We start from the raw sequence: 25,562 nt of genomic DNA, 5'->3' as shown, positions 1-25,562 counted from the left end.
CCGCCCTGGCAACCACTCGACCCGGCCTGGTGACCGCCCGACCCGGCCTGGTGACCGCCCGACCCCGCCTGCTCTCCCAGAGCTCCCACCCGGATCCCCTCGGCAGCGGCCACGGTGTTCGCCTCTCGGGGTCGGCTCAGGCCGGTGTCAGCGCCTGGAGGTCGCGCGGTTCTGCCGTCCGTCCCAGGAGTTACTCGCCGGGGCGGACCAGGCCGCTCTCGTAGGCGAAGACGATGGCCTGGGCGCGGTCGCGCAGGCCGAGTTTCATCAGGACGCGGCCCACGTGCGTCTTGACCGTCTGTTCGGCCACGAACAGCTTCTCCGCGATCTCCTGGTTGGACAGCGCCTGGGCGACCAGCAGGAGCACCTCGGTCTCCCGTTCGGTCAGCTCGTCGAGCCGCCGGCCCGGCACCGGGCGAGGGGAGCCGAGCCGGGCGAACTCGGTGATGAGCCGCTTGGTGATGGCCGGCGCGATGAGCGCCTCACCGGCGGCGACCACGCGGACGGCCTCCGCGAGCTGAGCCGCCGACGCGTCCTTGAGCAGGAACCCGCTCGCCCCCGCCCGCAGCGCCTCGTAGACGTAGTCGTCGAGGTCGAACGTGGTCAGGATGAGCACCTTGGTCGCGCCGCCCCGGGCCATCAGCTCCCTGGTGGCCTCCAGGCCGTTCATGTGCGGCATGCGGACGTCCATCAGCACCACGTCGGGCTTGAGCTCGGCGGCCCGCTCGACGGCCTCGCGCCCGTCGGCCGCCTCGCCCACCACCTCGATGTCCGGCTGGCCGCTCAGGAACACCGTGAACCCGGTGCGCACCATGCCCTGGTCGTCCGCGATCAGCACCCTGATCACGCGCTCTCCCTCCCCGCGATCGGTAACGTGGCCCGCACCTCGAACCCGCCACCGGGCACCGGACCCGCCTCCAGCGTCCCACCCAGCAACGCCGCCCGCTCCCGCATCCCGACGAGCCCCTGCCCACCCCCGCTCGCAGCCACCCGCGCAACCTCACCGCCCCGACCGTCCCCGCTGTTCCTCTGGCCCGCTGCGCTCGTGTGGTCCAGGCCGGCGGTGTCGCCCAGGCCACCCGCGCCGCCCGGTTCGCCGCCGCCGAGTGTGTCGTCCAGGGCGCCCGTTCTGCCCGATGCGCCCGTGGCGGGGCCGCCTTCACTTCCGGGCTCGCGGTCCCCGCCATCCCCGCCATCCACTTCGTCCTCCGTGGCCGGCGATGTGGGGCGCGGTGGCTTGTGGGTCGCGTTGCGGCGGGTTGGGCTGGGGCCGTTCGCGATGGTGAGGTGGAGTGCGTCCGGGTCTGTGGTGATGTCCAGTGCGACGGCGGCGCCTGGGGCGTGGCGCATGACGTTCGACAGCGATTCCTGCACGATCCGGTACGCCGACAGCTCCACCGCCGACGGCAGCCCACCGAGCTCCCCGCTCCGCCTGACCAGCACCGCCAGCCCGGCCGCGCGGGCGTTGGCGATCAGCTCGTCGACGCGGTCGAGGCCCGGCTGCGGCGCGGTGTCGGCCCGCCCTGAGGGGTCGCGTAGTACGCCCAGGACCTGGCGCAGCTGCGCGATCGCCTCGAGAGAGAGCCCTCGGATCTCGGCCAGCCCCGCCTCCAGCCGGGCCGGGTCGCCCGCGGCCTTGAGCGGCACCGCCTCGGCCTGGATGGCGATCACCGACATGTGGTGGGCGACCACGTCGTGCAGCTCGCGGGCGATGCGGGCCCGCTCCTCCAGCACCGCCTGCGCGCTCTCGGCCGCCTTGACGCGCCGCTCCTCCTCGAGGAGCTTGGCCGTGGCGCTGCGCCGCACGCGTACGTTGTAGCCGAACGCCGCCGCGATCGTCACGAACACGCCAGCCAGTGGCATCGAGTCGGGGTGGATGATCCACGCGGCCGGCATCGTGACCACCCACACGCCCACCGTGATCCGCCGCTCGCAGCGCACGGCGACCGAGTAGAGCACCACCAGGTAGCCGACCACCGTCGTCCACGGGTAGGGCGGCGGGCCGGAGTCGAGGCCGCCGTCGACCCACACCACGAGCGGCATCGCCCCGGCGGCCACCCGCCAGGCGGCCAGCGGCCACCGGTCGCGCAGCGCCACGGGGAGCGCGACGCCGAGCGCGGCCAGGTAGGCATAGGCGTCGAGGATGGGCGCCCGGGTGCCGCCGTGCGGCCAGAGCAAGGCGGCCTCGGCGTTCCAGTCGAGCATCATGGAGACGGTCAGCGCGTAGAGAGCGAGCGCCAGCACCAGGTCCGCGACCTGCACCAGGTTGAAGGTGCGCGCCGGGATCGCCGGCCACAGCCACTCCGGCACCCGGAAGGTAAGCCTGCGCCGGGCGGGCGGCGCATCGGCGTCGCCTCGGTAGAGGGCGAGCTTGAGCGGCCGCACCACCGCCCCCGTCGCCCGCCGCACCACCCCTTCGCTCACGACACCCCCCGCCTGGTCCGGCCCCGCCCTCCGGTGAGCAACGAAGAGGCAGGGAAAACGCCTGCTCAAGAGTAGAAGAGGGGGTTGCCGGGCGTCGTCACACCAGGGTTTGATCCTTGGTCACCCTAAGGTATGGCTTACACCATTACGATCGCCGTGAGCGAACATCGGCAAGGAAGGGAACAATGCGCGGCTCCGATGAATTGAGTCGGTATAACTCAACCCTTTGGAGTTCGCATGAGTGAGAGCTTGATCCTCCCGGTCCTGCCGCTCGACGACGCCGTCGTCCTGCCGGGCATGGTGGTTCCGCTGGACCTGTCCGACTCCGAGGTGCGCGCTGCGATAGAGGCGGCCCGTGCATCCGGTGGCAACAAGCCACGGGTCCTCCTCGTTCCCCGCATAGACGGCCGCTACGGCGCGATCGGCGTCAGGGCCGTCGTCGAGCAGGTCGGGAGGCTGCCGGGCGGTGAGCCCGCCGCCGTCGTACGCGGCGTCGACCGCGTCCGCGTGGGCACCGGCACCACCGGCCCAGGCGCCGCACTGTGGGTCGAGGCCGAGAGCATCGACACCGTCGCCGCCGGCGAGCGCGCCCAGGAGCTGGCCAAGGAGTACAAGGCGCTGGCCACCACCATCCTGCAGAAGCGCGGCGCCTGGCAGGTGGTCGACCAGGTCAACCAGATCGACGACCCCTCCGTGCTGGCCGACAGCTCCGGCTACACCCCTTGGCTCACCACCGCGCAGAAGGTCGAGCTGCTGGAGCAGGCCGACCCGGCCGAGCGGCTGGCCCGGCTCATCGAGTGGTCCCGCGAGCACCTGGCCGAGCTCGACGTCGCCGAGACGATCCGCAAGGACGTCCAGGAGGGCATGGAGAAGCAGCAGCGCGAGTTCCTGCTGCGCCAGCAGATGAGCGCCATCCGCAAGGAGCTGAAGGAGCTCAACGGCGACGCCGCCGAGAGCGAGGAGGAGGACTACCGCGCCCGCGTCGAGGCCGCCGACCTGCCCGGCAAGGTACGCGAAGCCGCGCTCAAGGAGGTCGACAAGCTCGAGCGCACCTCCGAGCAGTCGCCCGAGACCGGCTGGATCCGCACCTGGCTCGACACCGTGCTGGACATCCCGTGGAACGAGCGCACCGAGGACAACTACGACCTGACCGGCGCGCGCGCCGTGCTCGACGCCGACCACACCGGTCTCGCCGACGTCAAGGACCGCATCATCGAGCACCTGGCCGTGCGCAAGCGCCGCCAGGACAAGGGGCTCGGCGTGGTGGGCGGCCGGCGCAGCGGCGCCGTGCTGGCGCTGGCCGGCCCTCCCGGAGTCGGCAAGACGTCGCTGGGCGAGTCCGTGGCGCGCGCGATGGGCCGCAAGTTCGTCCGGGTGGCGCTCGGCGGCGTACGCGACGAGGCCGAGATCCGCGGCCACCGCCGCACCTACGTCGGTGCCCTGCCCGGCCGCGTCGTCCGCGCCATCCGCGAGGCCGGCTCGATGAACCCGGTCGTGCTGCTCGACGAGGTCGACAAGGTCGGCGCCGACTACCGCGGCGACCCCACGGCCGCGCTGCTGGAGGTCCTCGACCCGGCTCAAAACCACACGTTCCGCGACCATTACCTCGAGGTCGAGCTCGACCTGTCCGACGTGCTGTTCCTGGCCACCGCCAACGTCCTGGAGGCCATCCCCGGGCCGCTGCTCGACCGCATGGAGGTCGTCACGCTCGACGGCTACACCGAGGACGAGAAGGTCGCCATCGCCCGCGACCACCTGCTGCCCAGGCAGCGCGAGCTGGCCGGGCTGACGGCCGAGGAGGTCACGGTCGAGGAGGCGGCGCTGCGCAGGCTGGCCGCCGAGTACACGCGCGAGGCGGGCGTGCGCTCGCTGGAGCGGTCGGTGGCGCGCATCCTGCGCAAGGTCGCGGCCAAGGACGAGCTGCCCGTCACCGTGGGCGGTGACGACCTGGTGGGCTACCTCGGGCGGCCGAGGTTCGTGCCCGAGTCGTCGCTGCCCGAGGCCAAGCAGCGCACGTCCGTGCCCGGCGTGGCGACCGGCCTGGCCGTGACCGGAGCCGGGGGAGACGTCCTCTACGTCGAGGCGTCCCTCGCCGACCCCGAGACCGGCGAGACGGGGCTCACGCTCACCGGCCAGCTCGGCGACGTGATGAAGGAGTCGGCCCGCATCGCGCTGTCCTACCTGCGCTCCCACGGCGCGGAGCTGGAGCTGCCGGTCACCGCGCTGAAGGACCGCTCGGTCCACGTGCACTTCCCGGCCGGCGCCGTGCCGAAGGACGGCCCGTCCGCCGGCGTGACGCTGACCACGGCGCTGGCCTCGCTGCTGTCCGGGCGGCTGGTCCGCAACGACGTCGCGATGACCGGCGAGATCTCGCTGACCGGGCGGGTGCTGCCGATCGGCGGCGTCAAGCAGAAGCTGCTCGCGGCCCACCGGGCCGGCATCACGACCGTGCTCATCCCGGCCCGCAACGAGCCCGACCTGGACGACGTGCCGCAGGAGGTCCGCGACGAGCTGACCATCCACACGGTGAGCGACGTGCGCGAGGTCCTCGACATCGCGCTCAGCCCGGCCGAGGTGGCCACCACGGTCGCCGCCTGACAGCGGCGTCCCCCGCCACGAGCGGCCGTCCCGCCGTACCCGGCCTCCTGGGGTACGGCGGGACGGTCATGTTCGCAGGTCGTGACGTATCTCACTCAGGAGACGGGGAATAGCGGAAAATGTCACCATCGTTAGGACGGGCGTGAACGAGGCATACGCGACCGCTCGCTGCGTCCCCATGGGCGCCGCGTGTCGCGGCATGCGTATGGGGCGAATGCCGGCCCGCTAGAACAGACCCACCGCCCGTTCCTCGATGTCTCGAAGGTCGTCATGATCACACCCGGTTTCGTGCTGCGCAGGCTGAGCCACCTGCCCTTCCACCCCGGCACGCGCTGACCTCTCGAAGCGCCGACCCGCGCTGCCTTCCCAAGGATGTCCGTTTCCGCGGCCCGCCACGCGGCCGCCCTCAGTCGTGGGGATTCTCCGTGATCCAGGCTTCCGGCCTGCGCAAGCAGTACGGCGAGACCGTCGCGCTCGACGGCGTCGACCTGCACGTGCGCGAAGGCGAGATCTACGGCGTGCTCGGCCAGAGCGGCGCCGGCAAGAGCACGCTGCTGCGCTGCGTCAACCTGCTCGAACGCCCCACAGCGGGCACCGTCACCGTCGCGGGGCAGGACATGACCGCGCTCGGCGACCGCGACCTGAACCGCGCCAGGCAGCGCATCGGCATGATCCACCAGCACTTCGCGCTGCTGTCCTCGCGCACGGTCGCCGGGAACGTGGCCTTCCCGCTGGAGGTCATGGGCGTGCCCAGGGACGAGCGCGAGCGCCGGGTGACCGAGCTGCTCGAGCTGGTCGGCCTGGCGGGGCGCGGCAAGGACCGCCCGCACCAGCTGTCGGGCGGCCAGAAGCAGCGCGTCGGCATCGCCAGGGCCCTGGCGGGCAACCCGTCGGTGCTGCTGTCGGACGAGGCCACCTCGGCCCTCGACCCGGCCACCACGCAGTCGATCCTCGCCCTGCTCAAGCGGCTCAACGCGGAGCTGGGCCTGACGATCCTGCTCATCACCCACGAGATGAACGTGGTCAAGAGCGTCTGCGACTCGGTCGCCATCATGGCGCAGGGCCGCATCGAGGAGTCCGGCGTCATCGCGGACCTCATCAGGACCCCCGGCTCCCGGCTGACCAGGGAGATCTTCCCGCTGCCCGAGCCCGCCCCGGCCGGCTCGGTGACGCTGACGTTCACCGGCGACCCGCGCCAGCCCGTGGTGTCGGAGGTCGTGCGCAAGTTCGAGGTGGACCTCAGCATCCTCGGCGGCTCCATCGAGGACCTCGCGGGCGGCTCGGTGGGCCGGCTTCGGGTGGCGCTCGACGGCGCCGACCGGCGGGCGGCGCTGGCGTACCTGAGCGACTGCGGGCTGATCGTGGAGGAAGCGGGGGAGGCCGCGTGACCTGGGAAGAGATGCTGCCGCTGCTGTGGCCGGCGACGGTGGAAACGGGCCTGATGGTCGGCTGGGCGACGCTGTTCACGTTGCTGCTCGGGCTGCCGCTGGGCGTGGCGCTGGTGGTGTTCGACCGTGACGGGCTGCGGCCGCTGCCGGCGCTGAAGTCCGCGCTCGGGTTCGTGGTGAACGTGGGGCGCTCGCTGCCGTTCATCGTGCTGATGATCGCGATCATCCCGTTCACCCGGCTCGTCGTCGGGACCACCATCGGGACGGCCGCGTTCGTGGTGCCGCTGACCGCCGGCGCGGTGCCGTTCTTCGCCCGGCTGGTCGAGACCGCACTGCGCGAGGTCGGCACGGACGTCGTGCAGGCCGCGCAGGCCATGGGCGCGAGCAGGACCGCGATCGTGCGCAAGGTCCTGCTGCCCGAGGCGCTGCCCGGCCTGGTCGCGGGCCTGACCGTGACCGTGGTGGCGCTCATCGGCTACAGCGCCATGGCCGGCACGCTCGGTGGCGGCGGGCTGGGCGACCTGGCCGTCCGGTACGGCTACCAGCGGTTCGAGACGCTCCTGATGATCGTCACGGTCGTGCTGCTGCTCGTCATCGTGCAACTCCTGCAGAGCCTGGGCGACTGGGTCGCTCGGCGCCTATCGCACAAGTAAGGAAAAATCATGAAAATTCACCGCTTTGTGGGTGCTGTCGCGCTGGCTCTGTCGCTCGCCGCATGCGGCACGTCGCAGTCCGCGACGAACGACACGGCCGAGTCAGCGGACACGGTGCTCAAGGTCGGCGTGAACCCGGTGCCGCACGCGGAGATCCTGAACTTCGTCAAGGACAACCTCGCCCCGGCCGCCGGACTCAAGCTGGAAGTCGTCGAGTTCACCGACTACGTGCAGCCGAACGTGCAGCTCGAAGAGGGCAAGCTGACCGCCAACTACTTCCAGCACCGGCCGTACCTCGACGACTTCAACAAGAGCAAGGGCACGAACCTGACCTTCGTCGCCGGCGTCCACCTGGAGCCGCTCGGCCTGTACTCCAAGAAGATCACCGACGTGTCGGCGCTGGCGAGCGGCGCCACCGTGGCGCTGCCCAACGACGCCACCAACCTGGGCCGCGCGCTCAAGCTGCTCGCCGACAACGGCGTGATCACCCTCAAGGAGGGCGCCGGCACCGCCGCGACCGAGCGCGACGTCGCGCAGAACCCGAAGAACCTGCAGTTCAAGCCGCTGGAGGCGGCGCAGCTCCCGCGCTCGCTCGAGGACGTGGACGCCGCGGTCATCAACGGCAACTACGCCCTGGAGGCCGGTCTCAAGCCCGCCTCCGACGCGCTGGTGCTGGAGAAGACCGAGGGCAACCCGTACGTCAACGGCCTGGTCGTCCCGAATGGCCATGAGAAGGACGCGAACATCGTCACCCTCGGCAAGCTGCTGCAGGACCAGAAGGTCAAGGACTTCATCAAGGAGAAGTACCAGGGCTCGGTCCTCCCAGCCGAGTGACGGCCGGGTGACGGCCGGGTGACGGCCGGGTGAGGCCGCTCGCGGCCCCCGCGACAGGGGGCCGCGCCGGTTCTGGCGCGCCGGGCGAGTGACCGAATACTGTTCTGTTCATGTACCCGGGAGCCATCGCAGCAGTCACCCCCGACAAGCCCGCTGTGATCATGGCGGGCTCCGGGCAGGTCGTCACCTACCGCGAGCTGGACGAGGAGTCGAACCGGCTGGCCCACCTCTTCCGCGCCGCCGGCCTGCGTCCCGGCGACCACGTCGCCTTCATGCTGGCCAACCACCCGCTCTTCCTGGCCGTCGCCTGGGCCGCGCACCGCGCGGGCCTGTACTACACGCCGATCAGCTCCCGGCTGCAGGCCGACGAGCTGGCCTACATCGTCTCCAACTGCGGCGCCCGGGTCTTCATCTCCAGCGCGGACCTGGCCGCCGTCGCCGCCTCCGTCGCCGCGGGCACGCCGGGCGTCGAGCTGCGGCTCATGCTCGGCGGCGAGGCCGAGGGCTTCACCTCGTACGAGCAGGCCGTCGCCGAGCACCCCGCCACCCCCATCGAGGACGAGTGCACGGGCGCCGACATGCTCTACTCCTCCGGCACCACCGGCCGCCCCAAGGGTGTCAAGGTGCCCGCCTCGCACGGCCCGCTGGAGGAGCCCGGCATGCTGCTGAGGCTCATCCAGGGCCTGTTCGCGCCGTCGTCCGGCAGCGTCTACCTCTCGCCGGCCCCGCTCTACCACGCGGCGCCGCTGCGCTACTGCATGTCCTTCCAGCGGCTCGGCGCGACCGTGGTGGTCATGGAGCGCTTCGACCCCGAGCGGTACCTGGCGGCGGTCGAGCAGTACGCGGTCACGCACTCGCAGCTCGTGCCGACGATGTTCATCAAGATGCTCAAGCTGCCGCAGGAGGTCAGGGACAAGTACGACGTCTCCTCCCTCCGGTACGCCATCCACGCCGCCGCCCCCTGCCCCGTCCCGGTCAAGGAGCAGATGATGGAGTGGTGGGGCCCGATCGTCCACGAGTACTACGCGGGCACCGAAGGCAACGGCTTCCTTTATGCCGGCCCCGATGACTGGCTGGCCCACAAGGGCACGGTCGGCCGCTCGCTGCTCGGCGTCGTGCACATCTGCGACGAGAACGGCGACGACCTGCCGCCCGGCGAGCACGGCACCATCTACTTCGAGAACGGCGGCCGCTTCGAGTACCACGGCGACCCCGACAAGACCCGCTCCGCCCAGGACCCGCAGGGCAGGGGCTGGACCACGCTGGGCGACATCGGCTATCTCGACGAGGACGGCTTCCTCTACCTGACCGACCGCCGCTCGTACATGATCATTTCGGGCGGCGTGAACATCTACCCGCAGGAGGCCGAGAACGTGCTGTCGGTGCACCCGAAGGTGGCCGACGTGGCGGTGTTCGGCGTGCCGGACGAGGAGATGGGCGAGCAGGTCAAGGCCGTGGTCGAGCCGGTTTCCATGGCGGAGGCGGGGCCGGAGCTGGAGGCGGAGCTGATCGCGTACTGCCGCGAGCACCTCGCCCACTACAAGTGCCCCAAGTCGGTGGACTTCCGTGCCGAGCTGCCCCGCCATCCGACCGGCAAGCTCTACAAGCGGCTGCTCAAGGACGAGTACTGGCCCGCGAAGCGGTAGAAATCTCAAATATTTTTCTGCGAGCCCCACGCCCGGCGCGACCTCGATCGATAAGGGTCGCATCAGGGCGTGGCGTGCCCCCGCAATCCGCCCCTTAACCTGCTCTTACGACAGTCTTGACACCCTTGAGGCAGAGGGATTCGAGGGAGATGACAGGATGAACGCGAACGAGCCTCACGAGCAGGGTCCCGAGCAGCGGGACACCGGTGGGTGGAGCCAGTTCGGCGCCACCCCACCGGCCGCCGGGGGCTTCCCCCGGCGGGAGACGATCGTCATGGAGGTGCCGCCACCGCCGGCGCAACCCAAGAAGCAGCGCTTCACCGTCGGCCAGAAGGCCATCGCGGCTCTCGCCATGGCCGCCATGGCCGTCGGCGGCGGTGTCGTCGGGGCCGTCGTCGCCACCTCGTTCCAGCCGGAGCCGGTCGCCAGCAGCGGCCCCAGCGCCCCGAGCCCGGTCTTCAAGTCGGCGTCCGACCAGCTCACGGTGGCGGAAGTGGCGGCCAAGGTGCAGCCCACGGTCGTGATGATCCAGGGGCAGAGCGGTGAGGGCTCCGGCGTGGTGCTGTCGGAGGACGGCCTGATCCTGACCAACAACCACGTGGCCGTGGGGGCGGGCCAGGGTGGCCAGATGAGCGTCAAGTTCAGCGACGGCAAGACCGCCAAGGCCACCGTCGTCGGCACCGACCCGGCCACCGACCTGGCCGTCATCAGGGCGGAGGGCGTCTCGGGGCTGACCAAGGCCACGCTGGGCGACAGCGACCAGCTCAAGGTGGGCGACCCGGTGCTGGCCATCGGCAGCCCGCTCGGCCTCGACGGGTCGGTCACGGCCGGCATCGTCAGCGCGCTCGACCGTACGCTGAACCTCGGCGACGACCAGCGCAGGCAGCTGCCGCCCGGCTGGCCGCAGGACAACCAGAGCGCGCCCACCACGATCGGCGGCGCGATCCAGACCGACGCCTCGATCAACCCGGGCAACTCCGGCGGCGCGCTGGTCAACGCGGCCGGGGAGCTGGTCGGCATCAACACCGCCATCGCCTCCGACGCGGCGGGCGGCGGCGTCGGCTTCGCGATCCCGGTCAACACCGCCAAGCAGGTCTCCGAGCAGCTCATCAGCAGCGGCAAGGTCACCCACGCCTGGCTCGGCGTGAGCGTCACCGACGCCACCGGCGACGTGGCAGGGGCGCTGGTCAGGCAGGTCTCGCCGGGCAGCCCGGCGGAGAAGGCCGGACTGCAGCAAGGCGACCTGATCACGAAGATCGGCGACAAGACGGTTGACGGAGGCGATACGGTTGTCGGGCAGGTCAGAGGTTTCAAACCGGGCCAAGAGGTCAAGATCACATATATGAGGGACGGCGAGAGCCACGAGGTCGACGTCACCCTTGCGGAGAACGCGTAACATCAGGACCCCCTCATGAGCGGGTGTGCCGTCGAGATCGCTGCGGACTCGGCGGCACACCCCCTTTTCCGCGACATTTCCCCTTAGGCGAAGCGCCGGCCCTCGTCCCGCCGGTACGCCCACACGGCCCCCGCCGCCGCCAGCACCGTCCAGGCGGCCAGCGAGACCAGCGGCACCACGCCGGGCGTGGTGCCCGCCGTCACCGCCCACAGGAGCTCGGCCACCCCGCGCGCCGGCGTGAACGGCGAGACCGCCTCCAGGAAGCCGGGCAGGATCTGGGGCGGCAGCAGCAGCCCGCCGAGCACGCCCATCGGGAAGAACAGCAGCTGCGACACCGCGATCGTCGCCTTCGCGGTCAGCAGGAAGCCGATGAACAACCCCATCAGCATGAACGGCACCACGCCGGCGAGCAGCGTCGCCAGGCCCGCGAGGAGCCCCAGCGGCGTGATGGCGGCCGCGGTGAACAGCGCCGCCACCAGCAGCACCGGCACCACCGCGAGCACCATCTGGGCGAGCATCGCGAGGATGCGCCCGGCGAAGCGGGGGAACGGGCCGGCGGGCAGCGTGCGGACGTAGGGGTTCCAGGGCTGCTCGCGGTCCTGCGCCACCGTGACGGACAGCCCGATGATCGCCTGCGACATCGCGCCGAAGAGCGTCAGCGACGCCGTCGCCATCGTGGCCGCCCGCGGGTCGTCGCCCGCGAACGGCACGACGAACGCCGCCAGCGCGACCGCGGGGAACAACGCGCCCGCCGCGAGGCCGATGGGGACCCGCAGCTGTTCGAGCAGCAGGATCCTGGTGTGCGCGGCGACCAGGCTAGACATGGGCCGACTCCTTCGCGGTGATGGTGAGGAACGCCTCTTCGAGGGTGGTCGGCCTGATCTCCAGGCCGGAGAACGGCGCGCCGCTGCGTACGAGCTCGATCACCAGCCGGTCGGGGTCGGTGGTGACCAGCGTGGTGCGGCCGTCCACCAGTTCGCTGCCGAGCACGCCGGGCAGCTCGGGCAGCCGCTCGGCCACCAGCGAGACCTGGCGCACGCCCACCATGCCGCGGATCGCGCTCACGGTGTCGTCGGCGAGCACCCGGCCGCCGCCCATCACCACCACCCGCTGGGCCAGCGCCTCGATCTCCTCCAAGTAGTGGCTGGTCAGCAGCACCGTGCCGCCGTCCTCGTGGTACGCCCTGACGCCCGCCCACAGGGCGTGCCTGGCCTCCACGTCGAGCCCGGTGGTCGGCTCGTCGAGGACGACCAGCCGCGGGTCGCCCGCGAACGCCAGCGCCACCGCCAGCCGCCGCCGCTGCCCGCCCGACAGGCCGCCCACCTGCCGCTTCGCGAGGTCGCCGAGCCCGAAGCGGTCGAGCAGCTCAGGCCCGCCGACCGGGTGGGGGTAGTGCGCGCGGACGAAGTCGACCACCTCGCCGACCCGCAGCGACTCGGGCAGCCCCGTCTCCTGCGGGGTCACGCCGATGCGGCGCCGCGTCACCGGGTCGAGCGGCGAGCCGCCGAGCAGCTCGACCGTGCCGGACGTCGGCCGGCGCAGCCCGACCAGCAGGTTGATCAGGGTGGACTTGCCGGCGCCGTTGGGGCCCAGCAGGCCGACCAGCTCACCTGCCCCGATGTCGAGTGAGACGCCGTCGAGCGCCACCACGTCGCCGTAGCGGCGGGTGACCTCGGACGCGCGGGCCAGGACCGTCATCGCACTCCTCCAGCGTTGTCCAGCAGGGCGCGGATCGCCGCGGTGTACTCCTCGAAGGCCAGCCGTCCGCGCTTGGTCAGCGCCACGTACGTGACGGGGGTGCGGCCCTTGTGCGTCTTGGTGATGCGGACGTAGCCGGCGTCCTCCAGCTTGGTGAGGTGCACCGACAGGTTGCCCGCCGTCATGCCGAGCAGCTCCTTCATCGAGTTGAAGGCCATCTCGTCGCCGTCGGCCAGCACGTTGAGCGCGGCCACCACGCGCAGCCGTGCCTGGGCGTGGATCACCGGATCGAGTTCGGGCAGCCCGCCGGGGCCCCGGGGCGTGTCCTCGCTCACCCGCGCTGCCTCCGCCACAGCCACAGCCCCGCCGCGATGAACCCGCCGCCCAGCAGGACCGCCGTCAGCAGCGCGTGCAGGCCCGTGCCGAGCAGCACGCCGAGCGCGTTGACGCCGGCCGTCCAGCCGCCGATGAAGAACATCGGCCAGTTGAGCCAGATCGCGCCGCCGAGCATGTAGAGCAGCGCCACCACCAGGAGCGAGCCGCCCGCCCACAGCAGGCCGCGCTCCGCCGCGGGCAGCTGCGGGCTCAGCCGGATCGCGATGATCGTCACCAGCACCATGCCGGCCAGCCAGGCGTAGCCGTACATCACGCCTCTGGCCGAGGTGTCGCCGCGCACCAGCTTGTTCATCTTGACGATCCCGTACGCGGAGACCGCGCCGGCGACGAGCATGGCCGCCAGCAGCACGCCCACCGCCTGCATCTGCGTGATCGCCACGTAGGGGCGGCCGTCGAGCCCGTAGTGCAGGAAGAGGGCGGCGAAGCCGAGCAGCCAGGCGACCCCCCACGGGACGTAGAGCAGGCGCGGATCGCCGTGCAGCCACTTCGTCGTGGCGTGGCTCTGCTCCTCGATGACCCGCAGCATCTCCTCGGGCGTGGGGACGCGCTCCTCGTCGTCGACCATGCAAACTCCTCGATTATGTAGAGTGGTTTGCATCGTAAACTTGATTGCGTCGCCAACACAACCCGCGGGCACGGGTACGTCACCGCCGGGTGAGGACCTCCGCCTCCCAGAGGTCGCGGTAATAGCCGGGCACGCGCACCAGCTCGTCGTGCCGGCCGCGCTGCGTCACCCTGCCGTCCTCCAGCACGATCACCTCGTCGACCGACTCCAGGCCCTTGAGCCGGTGGGTCACCAGGAGGGTCGTGCGGTCGCGGGTGACGTCCAGCAGATCGTCCATCAGCCGGTCGGCCGTCTCCTCGTCGAGCGCCTCGGCGGGCTCGTCGAGCAGCAGCACGGGCGGGTCGTAGAGCAGGGCCCTGGCCAGCGCCAGCCGCTGCAGCTGGCCACCCGACACCGTCCTGCCGTCCTCGCCCAGCTCGGTCTCCCAGCCGGTCCGCTCGACCCAGCCGTCCAGCCGGGCGTCGCGCACCGCCCGCAGCAGCCGCTCGTCGTCCGCACCGGGGCCGGCCAGGCGCAGGTTGTCGCGCAGGCTGGCGCGGAAGATGTACGGGTCCTGGGTGAGGCCCGTCATGAGCTCCCGTACGTCGTCGCCCGCCAGGTCGCGCAGGTCCACGCCGTTGACCCGGATGCTGCCCGACTCGGGCTCGGCCAGGCGCATGAGGGCGGCCAGCAGCGTGCTCTTGCCCGCGCCGCTGGGCCCGACGATCGCCACCCGCCGCCCAGGCGCGACCCGCAGCGACACCCCGTCCAGCGCCGCCCGCTCCCCGCTCGCCGGGTGGCGGACCACCAGGTCGTCGATCTCGATGGTGAGCGGGGCCTCGGGGCGGGGCGCGGGGGCGGCGGGCTCGGTGACGGCGGGGGCCGAGGAGCGCACCTCGCGCAGGCGCCGCAGCGCGGCCGTGATGCCCGCCATCCGCTCGCCCGCCGCCGCGAGGGGCAGCACGGGTTCGAACGCCACCAGGCCGGTCAGGGCCAGCACCGCCGTGCCGACGGAGCCGACGCCCGCCGCCTGGGCCAGCAGCACCACCGCGGCCACCGTGAGGCCCTGCAGCAGGGTGCCGCCGGCCAGGGCGGCGGCGTGCACGCGGGACTGGCGGCGTTCGAGCGCGGCCAGGGCTTCGTCGGCCGCCCGCGCCCGGTCCAGGGCGGCGTCGTCGGCCCCGTACGCGGCCAGGTCGGCCGAGCCGTGCACCAGGTCGGCCACCCGGCCCGCCAGCGCCGCCCGCGCCGGCGCGATCCGCGCCGACCAGCGGCGGGCCGCGGCGGCCGTGCCTGCGGGCAGCAGCACCCCGGCCAGCACCAGGCCCGCCACCAGCACCAGCGCCGCCACCGGCAGGATCGTCAGGCCGATGACCACGGCCGCGAGCCCGGCCATCGCCGCCGCGGCGGCCGGCAGGAGGCAGCGGACCAGCAGGTCCTGCACGGCCTCTGTGTCGTCCACCATCCGGCTCAGCAGGTCGGCGCCGCCGTGGCGGGGACGCTGGGGCGGGATGAGGGCCTCGTACAGGTCCTCCCTGGTGCCCGCCTGGGCGCGCAGGGCGACGTCGTGGCCGGTGAGGCGTTCTGCGTAGCGGAAGACGCCCTTGCCGGTGGCGAACGCCCGCGTCGCCACGATCGCCACGCTCAGCGCGGCCAGCGGCGGCTGCTCGGCCGCCCGCGTGATGAGCCAGGCGGCGGCGGCGATGAGCCCGAGCCCGGCGAGGTCGGCCGCCGACCCGGCCAGCACCGCCCACCACACGCGCAACCCGATGCGCCGCTTCACGGCCTGCTCCCTTCCACGCGGAGCCCAGTGTCGGAGACTATGCGGCCGTCGTGGACGCGGATGACGCGGTCGGCCAGATCGATCATGGCGGGCCGGTGCGCGACGATGACGGCCGTACGGTCCTGAGCCAGCTCGGCGGTGGCCGTCACCACCGCGGCCTCGCTGCGGCCGTCGAGGCGGGCCGTGGGCTCGTCCAGGAGCAGCACGGAGGCGGCGGGGCGGCAGAAGGCGCGGGCCAGGGCGACGCGCTGGCGCTGGCCGGCGGACAGGTTCGTGCCGCGCTCGCCCAGCACCGTGTCGAACCCCTCAGGCAGGTCCTCGACGAAGTCGGCGTGCGCCGCCGCGGCGGCCCTGCGGACGTCGTCCAGGGACGCCGTGGGGGCGCCGAGCCGGATGTTGTCGGCCACCGACGTGGCGAACAGGTGCGGGCGTTGCGCCACGAACGCCAGCCGCGCCCGCCACCGCGCCAGGTCGAGCTCCCGCAGGTCGGTCCCGTCGATGAGGATCCGGCCGGAGGACGGCTGGACGAATCCGAGCACGAGGTGCAGCAGCGTGCTCTTGCCGCCGCCGCTCTCGCCGACCAGGGCGACGCGCTCGCCGGGGGAGATGGTGAGCGAGACGTCCTCCAGCGCCGCCGTTTCGCGGCCCGGATAGCGCACGGTGACGTTCTCCAGCCGGATCTCGGGCGCGCCGCCGGCGGGCACCGCACGGGTGCCGCCGCCGGCGTGGTCAGGCTCGTCGTCCAGGACGGCGAAGGCGGCGTCGGCCGCCGCCACCCCCTCCATGGAGGCGTGGAAGCGGGTCCCCATGGCCCGCAGCGGCAGGTACGCCTCCGGCGCCAGCAGCAGCACCAGCAGCGCCATCGTCAGGTCGAGCGACCCCCCGAGCAGCCGCAGCCCGATCGGCACCGCCACCAGCGCCAGCGACAGCGACGCGCACAGTTCGAGCACGAGCGACGACAGGAACGCCACCCGAAGGGTCCGCATGGTGGCGCTGCGGTGGGCGTCGGCGACCTGCTTGATGACGCCGGCCTGGTAGCGGGCCCGGCCGAAGGCGCGCAGCGTGGGCAGCCCGCGCACGACGTCGAGGAAGTGGCCGCCGAGCCGCGACAGGGCGTGGAACCGCCGCTCGGTGACGGCCTTGGTGGTCATGCCGACGAGCGCGCCGAAGATGGGGATGAGCGGCAGCGTGACCAGGACGATCACGGCGCTGGCGAGGTCGGCGGCGAACAACCGGATGAGCACGGCCACCGGCACCACCCCGGCCACGGCGATGGAGGGCAGGTAGCCGGTCAGGTAGTTGTCGAGCCCGTCGAGCCCGCGCCCCGCGAGCGTGACCAGCTCGCCTGAGCGGTGGGCGGCGAGCCGGGCGGGGCCCAGCTCGCGCAGCCGTTCCAGCAGCCGGTGGCGCAGCGCCGACTTGACGCCGGTCGCCGTGCGCCCGGCGAAGACGCCCTGTGTCCAGGCGAGCAGCGCCCGCACCCCGACCACCGCCGCCAGCACGCCGAGCGCCGCCGCGGTGAAGCGCCCGGACAGCACGCCCGCGAGCAGCTCGGCCTGCACCAGCACGAGCAGCCCTGCGAGCACCGCGGCGGCCATGGTGACGCCGAGGTGCATGCGGACCGCACGCTCGGCCCGCATGAGCGAAAGCAAACCCTTGTGCACAGAGCCCCTCAGATCGCGCCCAGTAAGCCCTCAGAAGAACGAAGGGAGCAACGTGGCGGTCTTGCCTGGCCGGAAAGTCCGCCATACCCATACTTGCGCCCCCACCAGGATGGGTGCGACAGGCAGGACCATGAAACTCAGCACATTCAGCGTGGCCGGAGGAGCGGTGTGCGCCAGCAGGTACGGCATCGCGCCCGCCAGCACCCCGATCGCGGGCAGCGCGGCCACCAGCCCCGACACCAGCACCGCCCGTCCCGACCTGACGGCTCCGAACACGCCCGGCACGCGCCAGGCCAGGAACGTCCAGCCGTGGAAGGCGAACAGCAGCGTCACCACGACGCCGAGCAGCAGGCCCAATGGGTGCACGACGGGGGCCTGGAAGCCGGTGGCGGCGGCGTACAGGGCCATGCCCCACCCGGCGGACAGGCCGAGCGAGCCGAACGCGACGGCGCCGTCCCAGAAGCCCCGCCACAGCGACCCGCCCAGCCTGCGGCGGAACCACAGCCCGGCGTCGCGCAGCACCCAGCTCATCAGCATGGCCACGACCAGCGGATAGAGCCCGACCAGCACCTCGCCCTCCAGCAGCGGGTAGACCCCGGCCAGGGTCCCGGCGACGGCCACCAGCCACACCTCGTTGGCCAGCACGTACGGGGCGATCGCGGCCACCAGGCGGTCACGGTCGGGGCGCGTCCTGCCGAGCACCGGCAGCAGCAGCCCCACGCCGAGGTCGAAGCCCTCGAGCGCGAAGTATCCGGCGAGCAGCACGGCGAAGATGGCGAACCACAGCAGGTCCATCGTCAGCACCTCTCAGAAGGTCAGGGCGGGGGAGCGGGGCTCATCGGCGGCGGCGCCGAGGTCGAGCCCGCGCGGCCCGCGCCTGATCACCTTGGCGATGAGCACGTAGTCGACGACGGCGAGCAGCCCGAGCACGGCCGTGAAGGCGGCCAGCGAGCCCATCACCATGCCAGGGGTCAGGCCCGGCGTCATGGCGTCGGCGACGCTGAGCCGCTCCCAGATCATCCACGGCTGCCTGCCGACCTCCCTGGCGATCCAGCCGAGTACCGACAGGACGAACGGCAGCGGCGTCATCAGCATGAGGATCGGATGCGCCCAGCGGGCCCGCGGCAGCACGCGGATCAGCGGCAGCATCACGAACAGCACGACCAGCGCCAGGAGCTGGCCGATCTCGATCATGAAGCCGAGCGCGGTGGCGGCCACCGGGTTGTGCGCGCCGAACTTGTTCTCGGTGACGCCGCCGAACTGGGCGTAGCCGAAGGCGATGGTCACGACGATGCCGACGGCGGCGGTGAGCACGCCGGTGCGCAGCGAGCGGCCGAAGAACTCGGTCTCTGGAGCACGCCGCCACAGCCGGTACGCGCTCGCGCCCACCAGCACCATCCCGCCGGTGAACAGCCCGGCCCCGATGACGTGCGGGAAGGAGAAGATGAGCGCCTTGTTGGCGAGCAGCGCGCCGAAGTCGGCCAGGCGCAGGCGCGCACCGTCGGCGACGGCGCCCGCCGGGTTCTGCAGGAACGAGTTGGCGACCATGATGAAGAACGCGCTGGCGTACGCGGTGAGCGTCACGACCCAGATGCAGGCCACGTGCGCCCACTTGGGCAGCCGGCCCCAGCCGAAGATCCACAGACCGAGGAAGGTGGACTCCAGGAAGAAGGCCAGCAGCGTCTCCATGGCGAGGGGAGCCCCGAAGACGTCGCCGGCGTAGTCGGTCAGCCCGCTCCACGCCAGCCCGAACTGGAACTCCATCACGAGCCCGGTCACGATGCCGAGCGCGTAGTTGATGACGTAGACCTGCCCCCAGAAGCGCGTCATGCCTTCGTGCAGGGGCTGCCCCGACCGTGCCCACCTGGTGTGCATGATCGCCACCAGCGGCGCCAGGCCCAGCGTGAGCACCACGAACAGGAAGTGCAGGCTGCCGGTCACCGCGAACTGCGTGCGTGCCAGATCCAGTACGTCCATTCACCGCTCCGAAGTCGTGTCAATACGTAGGTAGCCTACATGTAGAAAGCCTACCTGTAGATTGCCTACATGCCTGAACCGGTGTCTAGGATCGATGTCATGAACCCGGATGCGCTGCGCGGCCACATGGACGCTCTCCTCCTCTCCGTGCTGGAGGAGAAGCCGCTGCACGGCTACGCCATCATCGAGGCGCTGCAGGAACGCAGCGGAGGAGCGCTCAGCGTGCCCACCGGCACCGTCTATCCGGCGCTGCGCAGGCTCGAGCGCATCGGCCACCTGTCGAGCGAGTGGGCGACCGTGGGCGGCCGCAAGCGCCGCACCTACCGGCTCACCGATTCGGGCAGGAAGCAGCTGCAGGGGGAGCGCTCGGCCTGGCGGGAGTTCTCCACCGTGATCGGCAGCGTGCTGCGGGCCGAGTCGGCGGCGGTGTCGCGAGGGGTGTCGTGAGCTGCGTCGTGAGGGGTGTCGTGAGCTGGGCTCAGGCGCGCGTCACGCGTACGCACCTGGCGGCGCCGTAGAGCTGCAGGCCCCACATCGCCGAGGTGACCAGGTTCGCCAGCAGGGCCGGCAGCGATGCGAGTGAGTTGGGTGCGTCGACGGCGAACGACAGCACCATCGCCAGCACACCCGTGACCGGCAGCGCCGTCCACACCATGATGCCCATCGACCGGACGGCCAGCCTGGGCCGCCGGATCCAGCGGGCGCCCCTGCTCAATGCGAAGACCACGAGGCCGCCGTACAGGCCGGTGCCGAGCTGGAGCACGTCGAGCAGCCGGGAGAGCGGGACGTACCAGCCGGGCCTGTTGAGCCAGGTGCCGGCGTCGGCCGGATAGAGGCGCCACAACATCGACCACATCGCGACCGTGATCGGCACGCTGACGAACAGCAGCATGCCGAGCCGCCGCCCCGACGCGGCGGTCAGCTCGAGCTGGAAGCCCGGAGCGATCTCGGCGACCTCGCCGAACTCCTCGACCGCGCGCCGCTCGGCCTCCGCCCGGTCGAGCCCCTCTGCCTCGAACGCCTCGGCGGTGTCGAGCAGGCTGTCACGTGCCTCGACGACCAGGTCGTGCTTGGGTCCTGGCGGCCCGCAGACGGCTCTGTCCAGCTCGGCCACGTAGTCGTCGATGAGCATGGCTCAAGTGTAAAGAGACCGGCCGCCGGTCTCATCGGGGAATCCCCTGATATCCGGCGCGGGGCCGGGGCTTGTCATGTAGGAAATTTCCTACGTATAGTGTCCGACATGCCCATCTCCTCCATCCTCACCATCACCGTGCCGGTCGCCGATCAGAGCGCGGCACACGACTTCTACACGCGGGTGCTCGGCTTCGAGGTACGCACCGACAATCCCTTCCCCATGGGCCGCTGGCTCACCGTGGCTCCCAAGGGCGGCACGACGACGCTGCTGCTGGCCTCGTGGTTCCCCGGCATGGCGCCGATCGGCGGCCTGGTCGTCGGCGCGCCCGACCTCGACGCGCTGGCCGCCCGGCTGGGCGAGCACGGCGTCGCCTTCGACGGGCCCAGCGAGCAGGCGTGGGGGCGGCAACTGCTCTTCCACGACCCCGACGGCAACGGTTTCGTGGTCAGCCAGGCGTGAGCGCCGACCACGTCTTCGCGGCGCTGGCCAGCCCCGCGCGGCGGGAGCTGCTGCGCCTGCTGCTCGACGAGGGCGCACAGCCCGCCGGCCGGCTGGCCGAGCGGTTCGACATGAGCAGGCCCAGCGTGTCCGAGCATCTCAAGGTGCTCAGGGACGCGGGGCTGGTGTCGGAGACCCGCAAGGGCCGCGAACGCCACTACCGCCTGGAGGCGGGGCCGCTGATGGAGATCCGCGACTGGCTCAGCCCGTACGAACGCTTCTGGCGAGAGCGCCTCGCCGCACTGACCACCCTGCTCGACGACCTGGAGGACGACGATGCCGCAGATCCCGCCACCCGCCGGACCGCCGGAGACCGCTGAGGAGCGCACGGCCATCAGGCTCGACCAGTTCCTCGCCCACCCGCCGGCCAAGGTGTGGCGCGCGCTCACCGAGCCGGAGCTGCTGGCCCGCTGGCTCATGCCGAACGACTTCAAGCCCGAGGTCGGCCACCGCTTCACCTTCACCACCACGCCCAAGAAGGCGGTCGGCTTCGACGGGGTCGTCCACTGCGAGGTGCTGGCGATCGAGCCGGAGAAGCTGCTGCGGCTGGCCTGGAGCGACGGGCGGGTGGACTGGACCGTGACCTGGCGGCTGGAGCCCGAGGGCAAGGGCACGAGGCTCTTCCTCGACCACGAGGGCTTCGACCCGGACGACGAGCTGCAGCAGATGTCGCGGCGCATCATGGGCGGCGGCTGGCACCGCCACTTCACCACCATCGAGGCGCTCGCCGCCGAACTCTGAGCCCCGCACGCCCGCCGCCCCGGCCGGCACTGTGGTCGGAGGGCAGGGCACGGGGTGTCGTCAGCGGGGGACGGCCTGGTTCGTCGGGGTGTGGTGCCGGCCGGCGTGGGAGGCCGTGCTCCACAGGAGGGCCGCCGCCGTCAGCGCCGCCACCAGGGCCAGCCAGAGCGCCGCCCGGCCGAGGCGCATGCCGTACCCGCACAGCAGCCACGACACCGACAGCCACCAGCCGTGACCGGCCTGGCGGCGCATCTCCATGGCGGCGAACGCGAAGTCGGCCGAGGTGGCGCGGTCGCTGGGGCGCAGGCCCGCGTAAAGGGCGGCGAGCCCGTCGGGTGTGGCGCCCGGGTCGCCTGGATCGTCATGGCGGCCTCCATGGCCACCCCCGCGACGGCCGCCGCGCAGGGTGTGCTCGTCGGCCAGCGCCCGGCGGCGGGAGAACCAGCGCAGCATCGGCCAGCGCAGGCTGAGCTGCACGCCGCGCGGCGTCAGCGCGAACGTGCAGTCCTTGACCCGCACTCCTGACGGGTGCGCCAGACCCGCGAAGCGGCACGTCGTCAGGTCGAGCCCGTGCAGCGCGAGGTCGCCGGCGTCGACCTGGCGCAGCGAGGTGAGCGTGGAGCGGCCGCGCCCGGTCACGGTGGCCGGGCCGTGCAGCACCGCGCCCTCCAGGTCGGCCTGGGAGTCGGTGAGCCGCACGGTGGTGGGGCCGGTCACCTCGACGCCGCGCAGGTTCACGCCGCAGCAGGCCACCGCGACGTCGAGCAGCCCGTCGGCGCGCGCCCTGGCCGCCGACAGCCGGCCGGTGGCCGACAGGTACGCGTCGGCGGCGAAGTGGGCGGCCTCGAACCCGGCGTGCCCCCTGACCTTGCGGAACGACAGCGTACGGCCGAAGCGCGCGCCCCTGAAGACCGCGCCGCCGCCCAGGTGGGCACCGTCGAAGGTGGCGTACCCGTCGAACCTGGCGCGCTCGCACGACAGCCCGTGCCCGAACTCGGCCTGGCTGAACAGCGCGTCGCGCGACATCACGGCCTGGTCGAGCGAGACGTGCCCGCGTGCGGTGACGCCGTGGAAGGACAGCTCGCGGGCGAACCTGACGCCCGCCAGCGACACGTTGCCCTCGAACCTGGCGCCGAAGAACGAGGCCAGCCGGTCGAACCTGGCGCCGTCGAGCGACACGTCGCCGCAGAACGTCACCCCTGACAGCCGCACGTCGCCGGTGAAGGTGACCCGGTCGAGCCTGGCCCGTCCTGGACGGCCGCCCATGGCGTCGAGGATGCGGGCGAGCAGGGCGCTGGTGACGGTGGTGCCGCGCAGGTCGAGCAGGCGGCCGGGGGAGAGCTCGGCGAGCGCCGCGCTCAGGTGCTCGGGATCGAGGTGGGCGAGACAGAGCCCGGTCGGACGGCTAGCGATTCCGGTGCAAGCAGCAGAATACGCGCAGGTGACCCAGTCCATGCTCAGGTGATACCCGCCGCCGCCGATGTCAAGGTTCGGCGATTTAATGTTCTATCCATCTTTATGTGGAAATGTGCGGGTGTTGTTGGCCGTAAAGTGCCGGACATGCACGCTTTATCACGAGCATCCCTGGCGGCCTTGGTCGCGGTGGTGATCCCGGTGGCGGTTCCGGGCGCTTCCGCCGCCGCCGTCAACACCGCCGACCCCGCCTCAGAGCCCTGCGCCACCCCGGCCTCGCACCGCATCGCGCAGGTGCAGGGCGCCGGAGACGCCAGCCCCCTCGCCGGCCAGACGGTACGCGTCGAGGGCGTCGTGACCGCCGACTTCCAGCGGACCGACCAGCTCAGCGGCTTCTTCGTCCAGGACCCCAGGCCGGACGCCGACCCGGCGACGTCGGAAGGGCTGTTCGCGTACGCCCGCGAGTCGGTCAAGGACGTCAAGGCCGGCGACCGGGTCCTGGTGACGGGCACGGTCACCGAGTTCAACGGCTGGACCGAGCTGTCGCCGGTCACCGTCGTGGACGTGTGCGGCAAGGGCAAGGTGGCGGCGCTGCCGTACCGGCTGCCGGTGGTCCCCGGCAAGAGCCTGGAGCCGGTCGAGAACATGCTGCTGACCTTCCCGCAGCCGCTCACCGTCAGCGAGCACTACAACCTGGGCCGCTACGGCGAGGTCACGCTCTCCTCCCAGGGCCGGCTGTTCCAGCCGACCGACCGGCGCGGCGTGGACGCCGGGCTCAACGAGCGCCGCTCCCTGCTCGTGGACGACGCCTCCACCCGCGAGAACCCCGCCACGCTGCCACCCATCGTGCGGACCGGCGACGTGGCGCTCGGCGTCACCGGCGTGCTCGGCTACGGCTTCGGCTCCTACCGGCTGCAGCCCACCAAGCCCATCGCGTACGCGAACGCCAACCCGCGCACGCCCAAGCCGTTCCCGGTGATCGGGAACGTCAAGGTGGCCTCGTTCAACACCCTCAACTGGTTCACCACGCTCGGCTCGCGCGGCGCGAACAACGCCGCAGAGCAGGAGCGCCAGCTCGCCAAGCTGGTGGCCGCGCTCAAGGGCCTCGACGCCGACGCGGTCGCCCTCATGGAGGTCGAGAACAACGGCCAGACCGCCCTCCAGGCGCTCGTGGACGCGGTCAACGCCCAGCTCGGAGCCGGTACGTACGCCGCGCTCGCGCACCCGTACCCCGGCACCGACGCCATCCAGGTCGGCCTCATCTACAAGCCCGCCAAGCTCACCCCGGTCGGCGCGGCACAGGCGTCGGACGACCCCGTCTTCAGCCGGCCCCCGCTGATCCAGACCTTCCGCAGGAAGGGCGGCGGCCAGCCGTTCACGATGCTCGTCAACCACCTCAAGTCGAAGGGCAGCTGCCCGTCCGGCGGCCCCGACGCCGACCAGGGTGACGGCCAGAGCTGCTGGAACGCCACCCGCGTCGCCCAGGCCCAGGCCCTGCTCGGCCTCATAGAGGACCGGGACCTGCCCAACCCGATCGTGCTCGGCGACCTCAACGCCTACGGCGAGGAGGACCCCATCGACACCCTCGAGGCGGGCGGCCTGACCAGCGTCACCAAGCGGTTCGTGCCCGCCGCGCAGCGCTACAGCTACCTGTTCGACGGGCTGGCGGGCGAGCTCGACCACGCCCTGGTCGGCAGGCAGCTGCTCAAGCGGGTCACCAGCGCCGCGATCTGGCACATCAACGCCGACGAGCCGCGCATCCGCGACTACAACACCGAGTTCAACCCGCCTGACCTCTACCGGCCGGACGCCTACCGCTCATCCGACCACGACCCGCTGGTCATCGGCCTGACCCTGCCCAGCGGAGGGCCCAGCGGAGGGCCCAGCGGAGGGCCCAGCGGAGGGCCCGGCGGAGGGCGCGGCGGAGGGCCCGGCGGACGCTGAGCCCCGGCGGGCGCGGCCGATCCGAAGGGCCGCGCCCGCCGCCGGAGCATGGAATGCTGGGTGTGGGTACGTGGTTGAGACGGATGCACTGCTAGCGACAACGAGCAAGGAGCCACTTGTGGCGACCATCGAAGTAACCGAGAAGAACTTCAACGACATCGCCGACAAGGGGATCGTGCTGCTCGACTTCTGGGCCGAGTGGTGCCCGCCGTGCAAGAAGTTCGGGCCGATCTTCGAGCAGGCGTCGGACAAGCACGAGGACATCACCTTCGGCAAGATCGACACAGACGCGGAGCAGGGCCTCGCCCAGGGGTTCGACATCACCTCGATCCCCACGCTGATGGCCATCCGCGACGGCATCGTCGTCTTCGCGCAGGCCGGCGCCATCCCGGCGCCCGCGCTCGAAGACCTCATCAGGCAGGTCAGGGCCCTCGACATGGACGCCATCAGGGCCGAGCTCAGCGAAGAGCTGAAGAACGCCCAGCAGAACTGACCGCCGACACGTCGAGGCCCCGCCGGTTCACGGCGGGGCCTTTCTCATTGACGGGTCAGAGCCATTGACGGGTCAGAGCTTGCGCGCGACACCGACGTACCCGAAGGTGATGTGGTCGCCCAGCATCATCTCCTGGTCGGGACGCCACCTGGCGGGGAACGTCAGCCCCGGCTCGGCCAGCTCATAGCCCTCGAAGAAGCGCTCGATCTGCTCCCGCGTGCGCAGGTTCAGCGCGGCCGTCGACTTCTTGTAGATCTCCAGCGCCTGCGGGGTCTCGTCCGGCGTCGGGTCCACCGCGTGGCTGATCACGAGGTGGCTGCCCGGCACGCTCGCCGCG

General features: G+C 71.9%; 25 protein-coding genes. 12 read left to right on the top strand and 13 right to left on the bottom strand.

Annotated elements, in window-relative coordinates; genetic code table 11:
* Positions 1-190: 190 nt before the first annotated feature.
* Together AB0K12_RS47160 and AB0K12_RS47155 are read right to left on the bottom strand one after the other, a co-directional pair.
* The gene (locus tag AB0K12_RS47160; RefSeq protein ID WP_364575682.1) at positions 191-847 is read right to left on the bottom strand and encodes a response regulator transcription factor; all 657 of its coding nucleotides are present in this window, start codon (positions 845-847) and stop codon (positions 191-193) included.
* Positions 844-2,424: a histidine kinase gene (locus AB0K12_RS47155; RefSeq protein WP_364575680.1), complete on the bottom strand. Its 1,581-nt coding sequence runs from the start codon at positions 2,422-2,424 to the stop codon at positions 844-846. The genes AB0K12_RS47160 and AB0K12_RS47155 overlap by 4 nt, the downstream gene beginning before the upstream one ends.
* 237 nt (positions 2,425-2,661) lie before the next feature.
* Here AB0K12_RS47155 and lon point away from each other — a divergent pair, with 237 nt between their 5' ends.
* The 6 genes from lon (at position 2,662) to AB0K12_RS47125 (ending at position 10,939) form a co-directional block, all read left to right on the top strand.
* Positions 2,662-5,022, top strand: coding sequence for an endopeptidase La (gene lon / locus AB0K12_RS47150; protein ID WP_364575678.1), 2,361 nt, complete (start codon positions 2,662-2,664; stop codon positions 5,020-5,022).
* Between the two features lie 425 nt (positions 5,023-5,447).
* On the top strand, positions 5,448-6,410 hold the full coding sequence (locus AB0K12_RS47145) for an ATP-binding cassette domain-containing protein (protein ID WP_364575676.1): 963 nt from the start codon (positions 5,448-5,450) through the stop codon (positions 6,408-6,410).
* Positions 6,407-7,063: a methionine ABC transporter permease gene (locus AB0K12_RS47140; RefSeq protein ID WP_364575674.1), complete on the top strand. Its 657-nt coding sequence runs from the start codon at positions 6,407-6,409 to the stop codon at positions 7,061-7,063. The genes AB0K12_RS47145 and AB0K12_RS47140 overlap by 4 nt, the downstream gene beginning before the upstream one ends.
* A gap of 9 nt (positions 7,064-7,072) precedes the next feature.
* Positions 7,073-7,897 (top strand): MetQ/NlpA family ABC transporter substrate-binding protein, encoded by an 825-nt coding sequence (locus AB0K12_RS47135; protein WP_364366598.1) that lies wholly within the window; start codon positions 7,073-7,075, stop codon positions 7,895-7,897.
* Between the two features lie 110 nt (positions 7,898-8,007).
* Complete coding sequence (locus AB0K12_RS47130; RefSeq protein WP_364575672.1) at positions 8,008-9,543, top strand: AMP-binding protein; 1,536 nt, start codon at positions 8,008-8,010, stop codon at positions 9,541-9,543.
* Between the two features lie 157 nt (positions 9,544-9,700).
* Positions 9,701-10,939, top strand: a complete 1,239-nt coding sequence (locus AB0K12_RS47125; protein WP_364575670.1) for a trypsin-like peptidase domain-containing protein — start codon at positions 9,701-9,703, stop codon at positions 10,937-10,939.
* A gap of 83 nt (positions 10,940-11,022) precedes the next feature.
* Here AB0K12_RS47125 and AB0K12_RS47120 read toward each other — a convergent pair whose 3' ends face one another.
* From AB0K12_RS47120 to AB0K12_RS47085, 8 genes are all read right to left on the bottom strand, one after another.
* The gene (locus AB0K12_RS47120; RefSeq protein WP_364575668.1) at positions 11,023-11,763 is read right to left on the bottom strand and encodes an ABC transporter permease; all 741 of its coding nucleotides are present in this window, start codon (positions 11,761-11,763) and stop codon (positions 11,023-11,025) included.
* Positions 11,756-12,637, bottom strand: a complete 882-nt coding sequence (locus AB0K12_RS47115) for an ABC transporter ATP-binding protein (RefSeq protein WP_364575666.1) — start codon at positions 12,635-12,637, stop codon at positions 11,756-11,758. The genes AB0K12_RS47120 and AB0K12_RS47115 overlap by 8 nt, the downstream gene beginning before the upstream one ends.
* Positions 12,634-12,972 carry a transcriptional regulator gene (locus AB0K12_RS47110; RefSeq protein WP_364575664.1) on the bottom strand — a complete coding sequence of 113 codons (339 nt, stop codon included), beginning with the start codon at positions 12,970-12,972 and terminating at the stop codon, positions 12,634-12,636. Before AB0K12_RS47110 ends, AB0K12_RS47115 begins: the two co-directional genes overlap by 4 nt.
* On the bottom strand, positions 12,969-13,598 hold the full coding sequence (locus tag AB0K12_RS47105; RefSeq protein WP_364575662.1) for a hypothetical protein: 630 nt from the start codon (positions 13,596-13,598) through the stop codon (positions 12,969-12,971). The genes AB0K12_RS47110 and AB0K12_RS47105 overlap by 4 nt, the downstream gene beginning before the upstream one ends.
* 79 nt (positions 13,599-13,677) lie before the next feature.
* Positions 13,678-15,360 (bottom strand): thiol reductant ABC exporter subunit CydC, encoded by a 1,683-nt coding sequence (gene cydC / locus AB0K12_RS47100; protein ID WP_364575660.1) that lies wholly within the window; start codon positions 15,358-15,360, stop codon positions 13,678-13,680.
* Positions 15,357-17,000 carry a thiol reductant ABC exporter subunit CydD gene (cydD, locus tag AB0K12_RS47095; protein WP_364575658.1) on the bottom strand — a complete coding sequence of 548 codons (1,644 nt, stop codon included), beginning with the start codon at positions 16,998-17,000 and terminating at the stop codon, positions 15,357-15,359. The genes cydC and cydD overlap by 4 nt, the downstream gene beginning before the upstream one ends.
* Positions 17,001-17,054: 54 nt before the next feature.
* A complete protein-coding gene (locus AB0K12_RS47090; protein ID WP_364575724.1) occupies positions 17,055-17,819 on the bottom strand; it encodes a cytochrome d ubiquinol oxidase subunit II in 765 nt (254 codons plus the stop codon).
* Between the two features lie 12 nt (positions 17,820-17,831).
* A complete protein-coding gene (locus tag AB0K12_RS47085; RefSeq protein ID WP_364575656.1) occupies positions 17,832-19,001 on the bottom strand; it encodes a cytochrome ubiquinol oxidase subunit I in 1,170 nt (389 codons plus the stop codon).
* 99 nt (positions 19,002-19,100) lie between these two features.
* On the opposite strand from AB0K12_RS47085, the gene AB0K12_RS47080 reads away from it, so the two are divergent.
* Positions 19,101-19,448, top strand: coding sequence for a helix-turn-helix transcriptional regulator (locus AB0K12_RS47080; RefSeq protein WP_364575654.1), 348 nt, complete (start codon positions 19,101-19,103; stop codon positions 19,446-19,448).
* 31 nt (positions 19,449-19,479) lie between these two features.
* Here the strand turns inward: AB0K12_RS47080 and AB0K12_RS47075 are convergent, their stop codons facing one another.
* Positions 19,480-20,133, bottom strand: coding sequence for a permease prefix domain 1-containing protein (locus AB0K12_RS47075; RefSeq protein ID WP_364575652.1), 654 nt, complete (start codon positions 20,131-20,133; stop codon positions 19,480-19,482).
* A 108-nt stretch (positions 20,134-20,241) separates the two neighbouring features.
* On the opposite strand from AB0K12_RS47075, the gene AB0K12_RS47070 reads away from it, so the two are divergent.
* Genes AB0K12_RS47070 through AB0K12_RS47060 form a run of 3 tightly spaced genes read left to right on the top strand, consistent with a single transcriptional unit; the run spans position 20,242 to position 21,375 of the window.
* Positions 20,242-20,595, top strand: a complete 354-nt coding sequence (locus tag AB0K12_RS47070) for a VOC family protein (protein WP_364575650.1) — start codon at positions 20,242-20,244, stop codon at positions 20,593-20,595.
* Entirely contained in the window at positions 20,592-20,954 is a 363-nt protein-coding gene (locus tag AB0K12_RS47065) for a metalloregulator ArsR/SmtB family transcription factor (protein WP_364575648.1), read from the top strand. Before AB0K12_RS47070 ends, AB0K12_RS47065 begins: the two co-directional genes overlap by 4 nt.
* Entirely contained in the window at positions 20,911-21,375 is a 465-nt protein-coding gene (locus AB0K12_RS47060) for an SRPBCC domain-containing protein (RefSeq protein WP_364575646.1), read from the top strand. Before AB0K12_RS47065 ends, AB0K12_RS47060 begins: the two co-directional genes overlap by 44 nt.
* A 60-nt stretch (positions 21,376-21,435) precedes the next feature.
* On the opposite strand, the gene AB0K12_RS47055 is transcribed toward AB0K12_RS47060, so the two are convergent.
* Complete coding sequence (locus tag AB0K12_RS47055) at positions 21,436-22,830, bottom strand: pentapeptide repeat-containing protein (protein ID WP_364575644.1); 1,395 nt, start codon at positions 22,828-22,830, stop codon at positions 21,436-21,438.
* 105 nt (positions 22,831-22,935) lie between these two features.
* On the opposite strand from AB0K12_RS47055, the gene AB0K12_RS47050 reads away from it, so the two are divergent.
* On the top strand, positions 22,936-24,732 hold the full coding sequence (locus AB0K12_RS47050; protein WP_364575642.1) for an ExeM/NucH family extracellular endonuclease: 1,797 nt from the start codon (positions 22,936-22,938) through the stop codon (positions 24,730-24,732).
* A 118-nt stretch (positions 24,733-24,850) separates the two neighbouring features.
* Complete coding sequence (locus AB0K12_RS47045) at positions 24,851-25,225, top strand: thioredoxin family protein (protein ID WP_345402140.1); 375 nt, start codon at positions 24,851-24,853, stop codon at positions 25,223-25,225.
* Between the two features lie 72 nt (positions 25,226-25,297).
* Here the strand turns inward: AB0K12_RS47045 and AB0K12_RS47040 are convergent.
* The coding region (locus tag AB0K12_RS47040) for an SAM-dependent methyltransferase (RefSeq protein WP_364575639.1) at positions 25,298-25,562 on the bottom strand (265 nt) is incomplete at its 5' end.

The sequence above is a fragment of the Nonomuraea sp. NPDC049419 genome (genome assembly GCF_040676995.1).
Taxonomy (GTDB): domain Bacteria; phylum Actinomycetota; class Actinomycetes; order Streptosporangiales; family Streptosporangiaceae; genus Nonomuraea; species Nonomuraea salmonea.
Note: the sequence above shows the minus strand (reverse complement) of the source record. Positions and strands in the feature narration are given on the sequence as shown.

Excerpts from the sequence above, each read along its gene's own strand:
- lon (WP_364575678.1), top strand. The coding sequence starts at position 2,662 with ATGAGTGAGAGCTTGATCCTCCCGGTCCTGCCGCTCGACGACGCCGTC.
- AB0K12_RS47135 (WP_364366598.1), top strand. The coding sequence starts at position 7,073 with ATGAAAATTCACCGCTTTGTGGGTGCTGTCGCGCTGGCTCTGTCGCTC.
- AB0K12_RS47130 (WP_364575672.1), top strand. The coding sequence starts at position 8,008 with ATGTACCCGGGAGCCATCGCAGCAGTCACCCCCGACAAGCCCGCTGTG.
- AB0K12_RS47125 (WP_364575670.1), top strand. The coding sequence starts at position 9,701 with ATGAACGCGAACGAGCCTCACGAGCAGGGTCCCGAGCAGCGGGACACC.
- AB0K12_RS47120 (WP_364575668.1), bottom strand. The coding sequence starts at position 11,763 with ATGTCTAGCCTGGTCGCCGCGCACACCAGGATCCTGCTGCTCGAACAG.
- AB0K12_RS47115 (WP_364575666.1), bottom strand. The coding sequence starts at position 12,637 with ATGACGGTCCTGGCCCGCGCGTCCGAGGTCACCCGCCGCTACGGCGAC.
- AB0K12_RS47105 (WP_364575662.1), bottom strand. The coding sequence starts at position 13,598 with ATGGTCGACGACGAGGAGCGCGTCCCCACGCCCGAGGAGATGCTGCGG.
- cydD (WP_364575658.1), bottom strand. The coding sequence starts at position 17,000 with ATGCGGGCCGAGCGTGCGGTCCGCATGCACCTCGGCGTCACCATGGCC.
- AB0K12_RS47090 (WP_364575724.1), bottom strand. The coding sequence starts at position 17,819 with ATGGACCTGCTGTGGTTCGCCATCTTCGCCGTGCTGCTCGCCGGATAC.
- AB0K12_RS47085 (WP_364575656.1), bottom strand. The coding sequence starts at position 19,001 with ATGGACGTACTGGATCTGGCACGCACGCAGTTCGCGGTGACCGGCAGC.
- AB0K12_RS47080 (WP_364575654.1), top strand. The coding sequence starts at position 19,101 with ATGAACCCGGATGCGCTGCGCGGCCACATGGACGCTCTCCTCCTCTCC.
- AB0K12_RS47075 (WP_364575652.1), bottom strand. The coding sequence starts at position 20,133 with ATGCTCATCGACGACTACGTGGCCGAGCTGGACAGAGCCGTCTGCGGG.
- AB0K12_RS47070 (WP_364575650.1), top strand. The coding sequence starts at position 20,242 with ATGCCCATCTCCTCCATCCTCACCATCACCGTGCCGGTCGCCGATCAG.
- AB0K12_RS47060 (WP_364575646.1), top strand. The coding sequence starts at position 20,911 with ATGCCGCAGATCCCGCCACCCGCCGGACCGCCGGAGACCGCTGAGGAG.
- AB0K12_RS47055 (WP_364575644.1), bottom strand. The coding sequence starts at position 22,830 with ATGGACTGGGTCACCTGCGCGTATTCTGCTGCTTGCACCGGAATCGCT.
- AB0K12_RS47050 (WP_364575642.1), top strand. The coding sequence starts at position 22,936 with ATGCACGCTTTATCACGAGCATCCCTGGCGGCCTTGGTCGCGGTGGTG.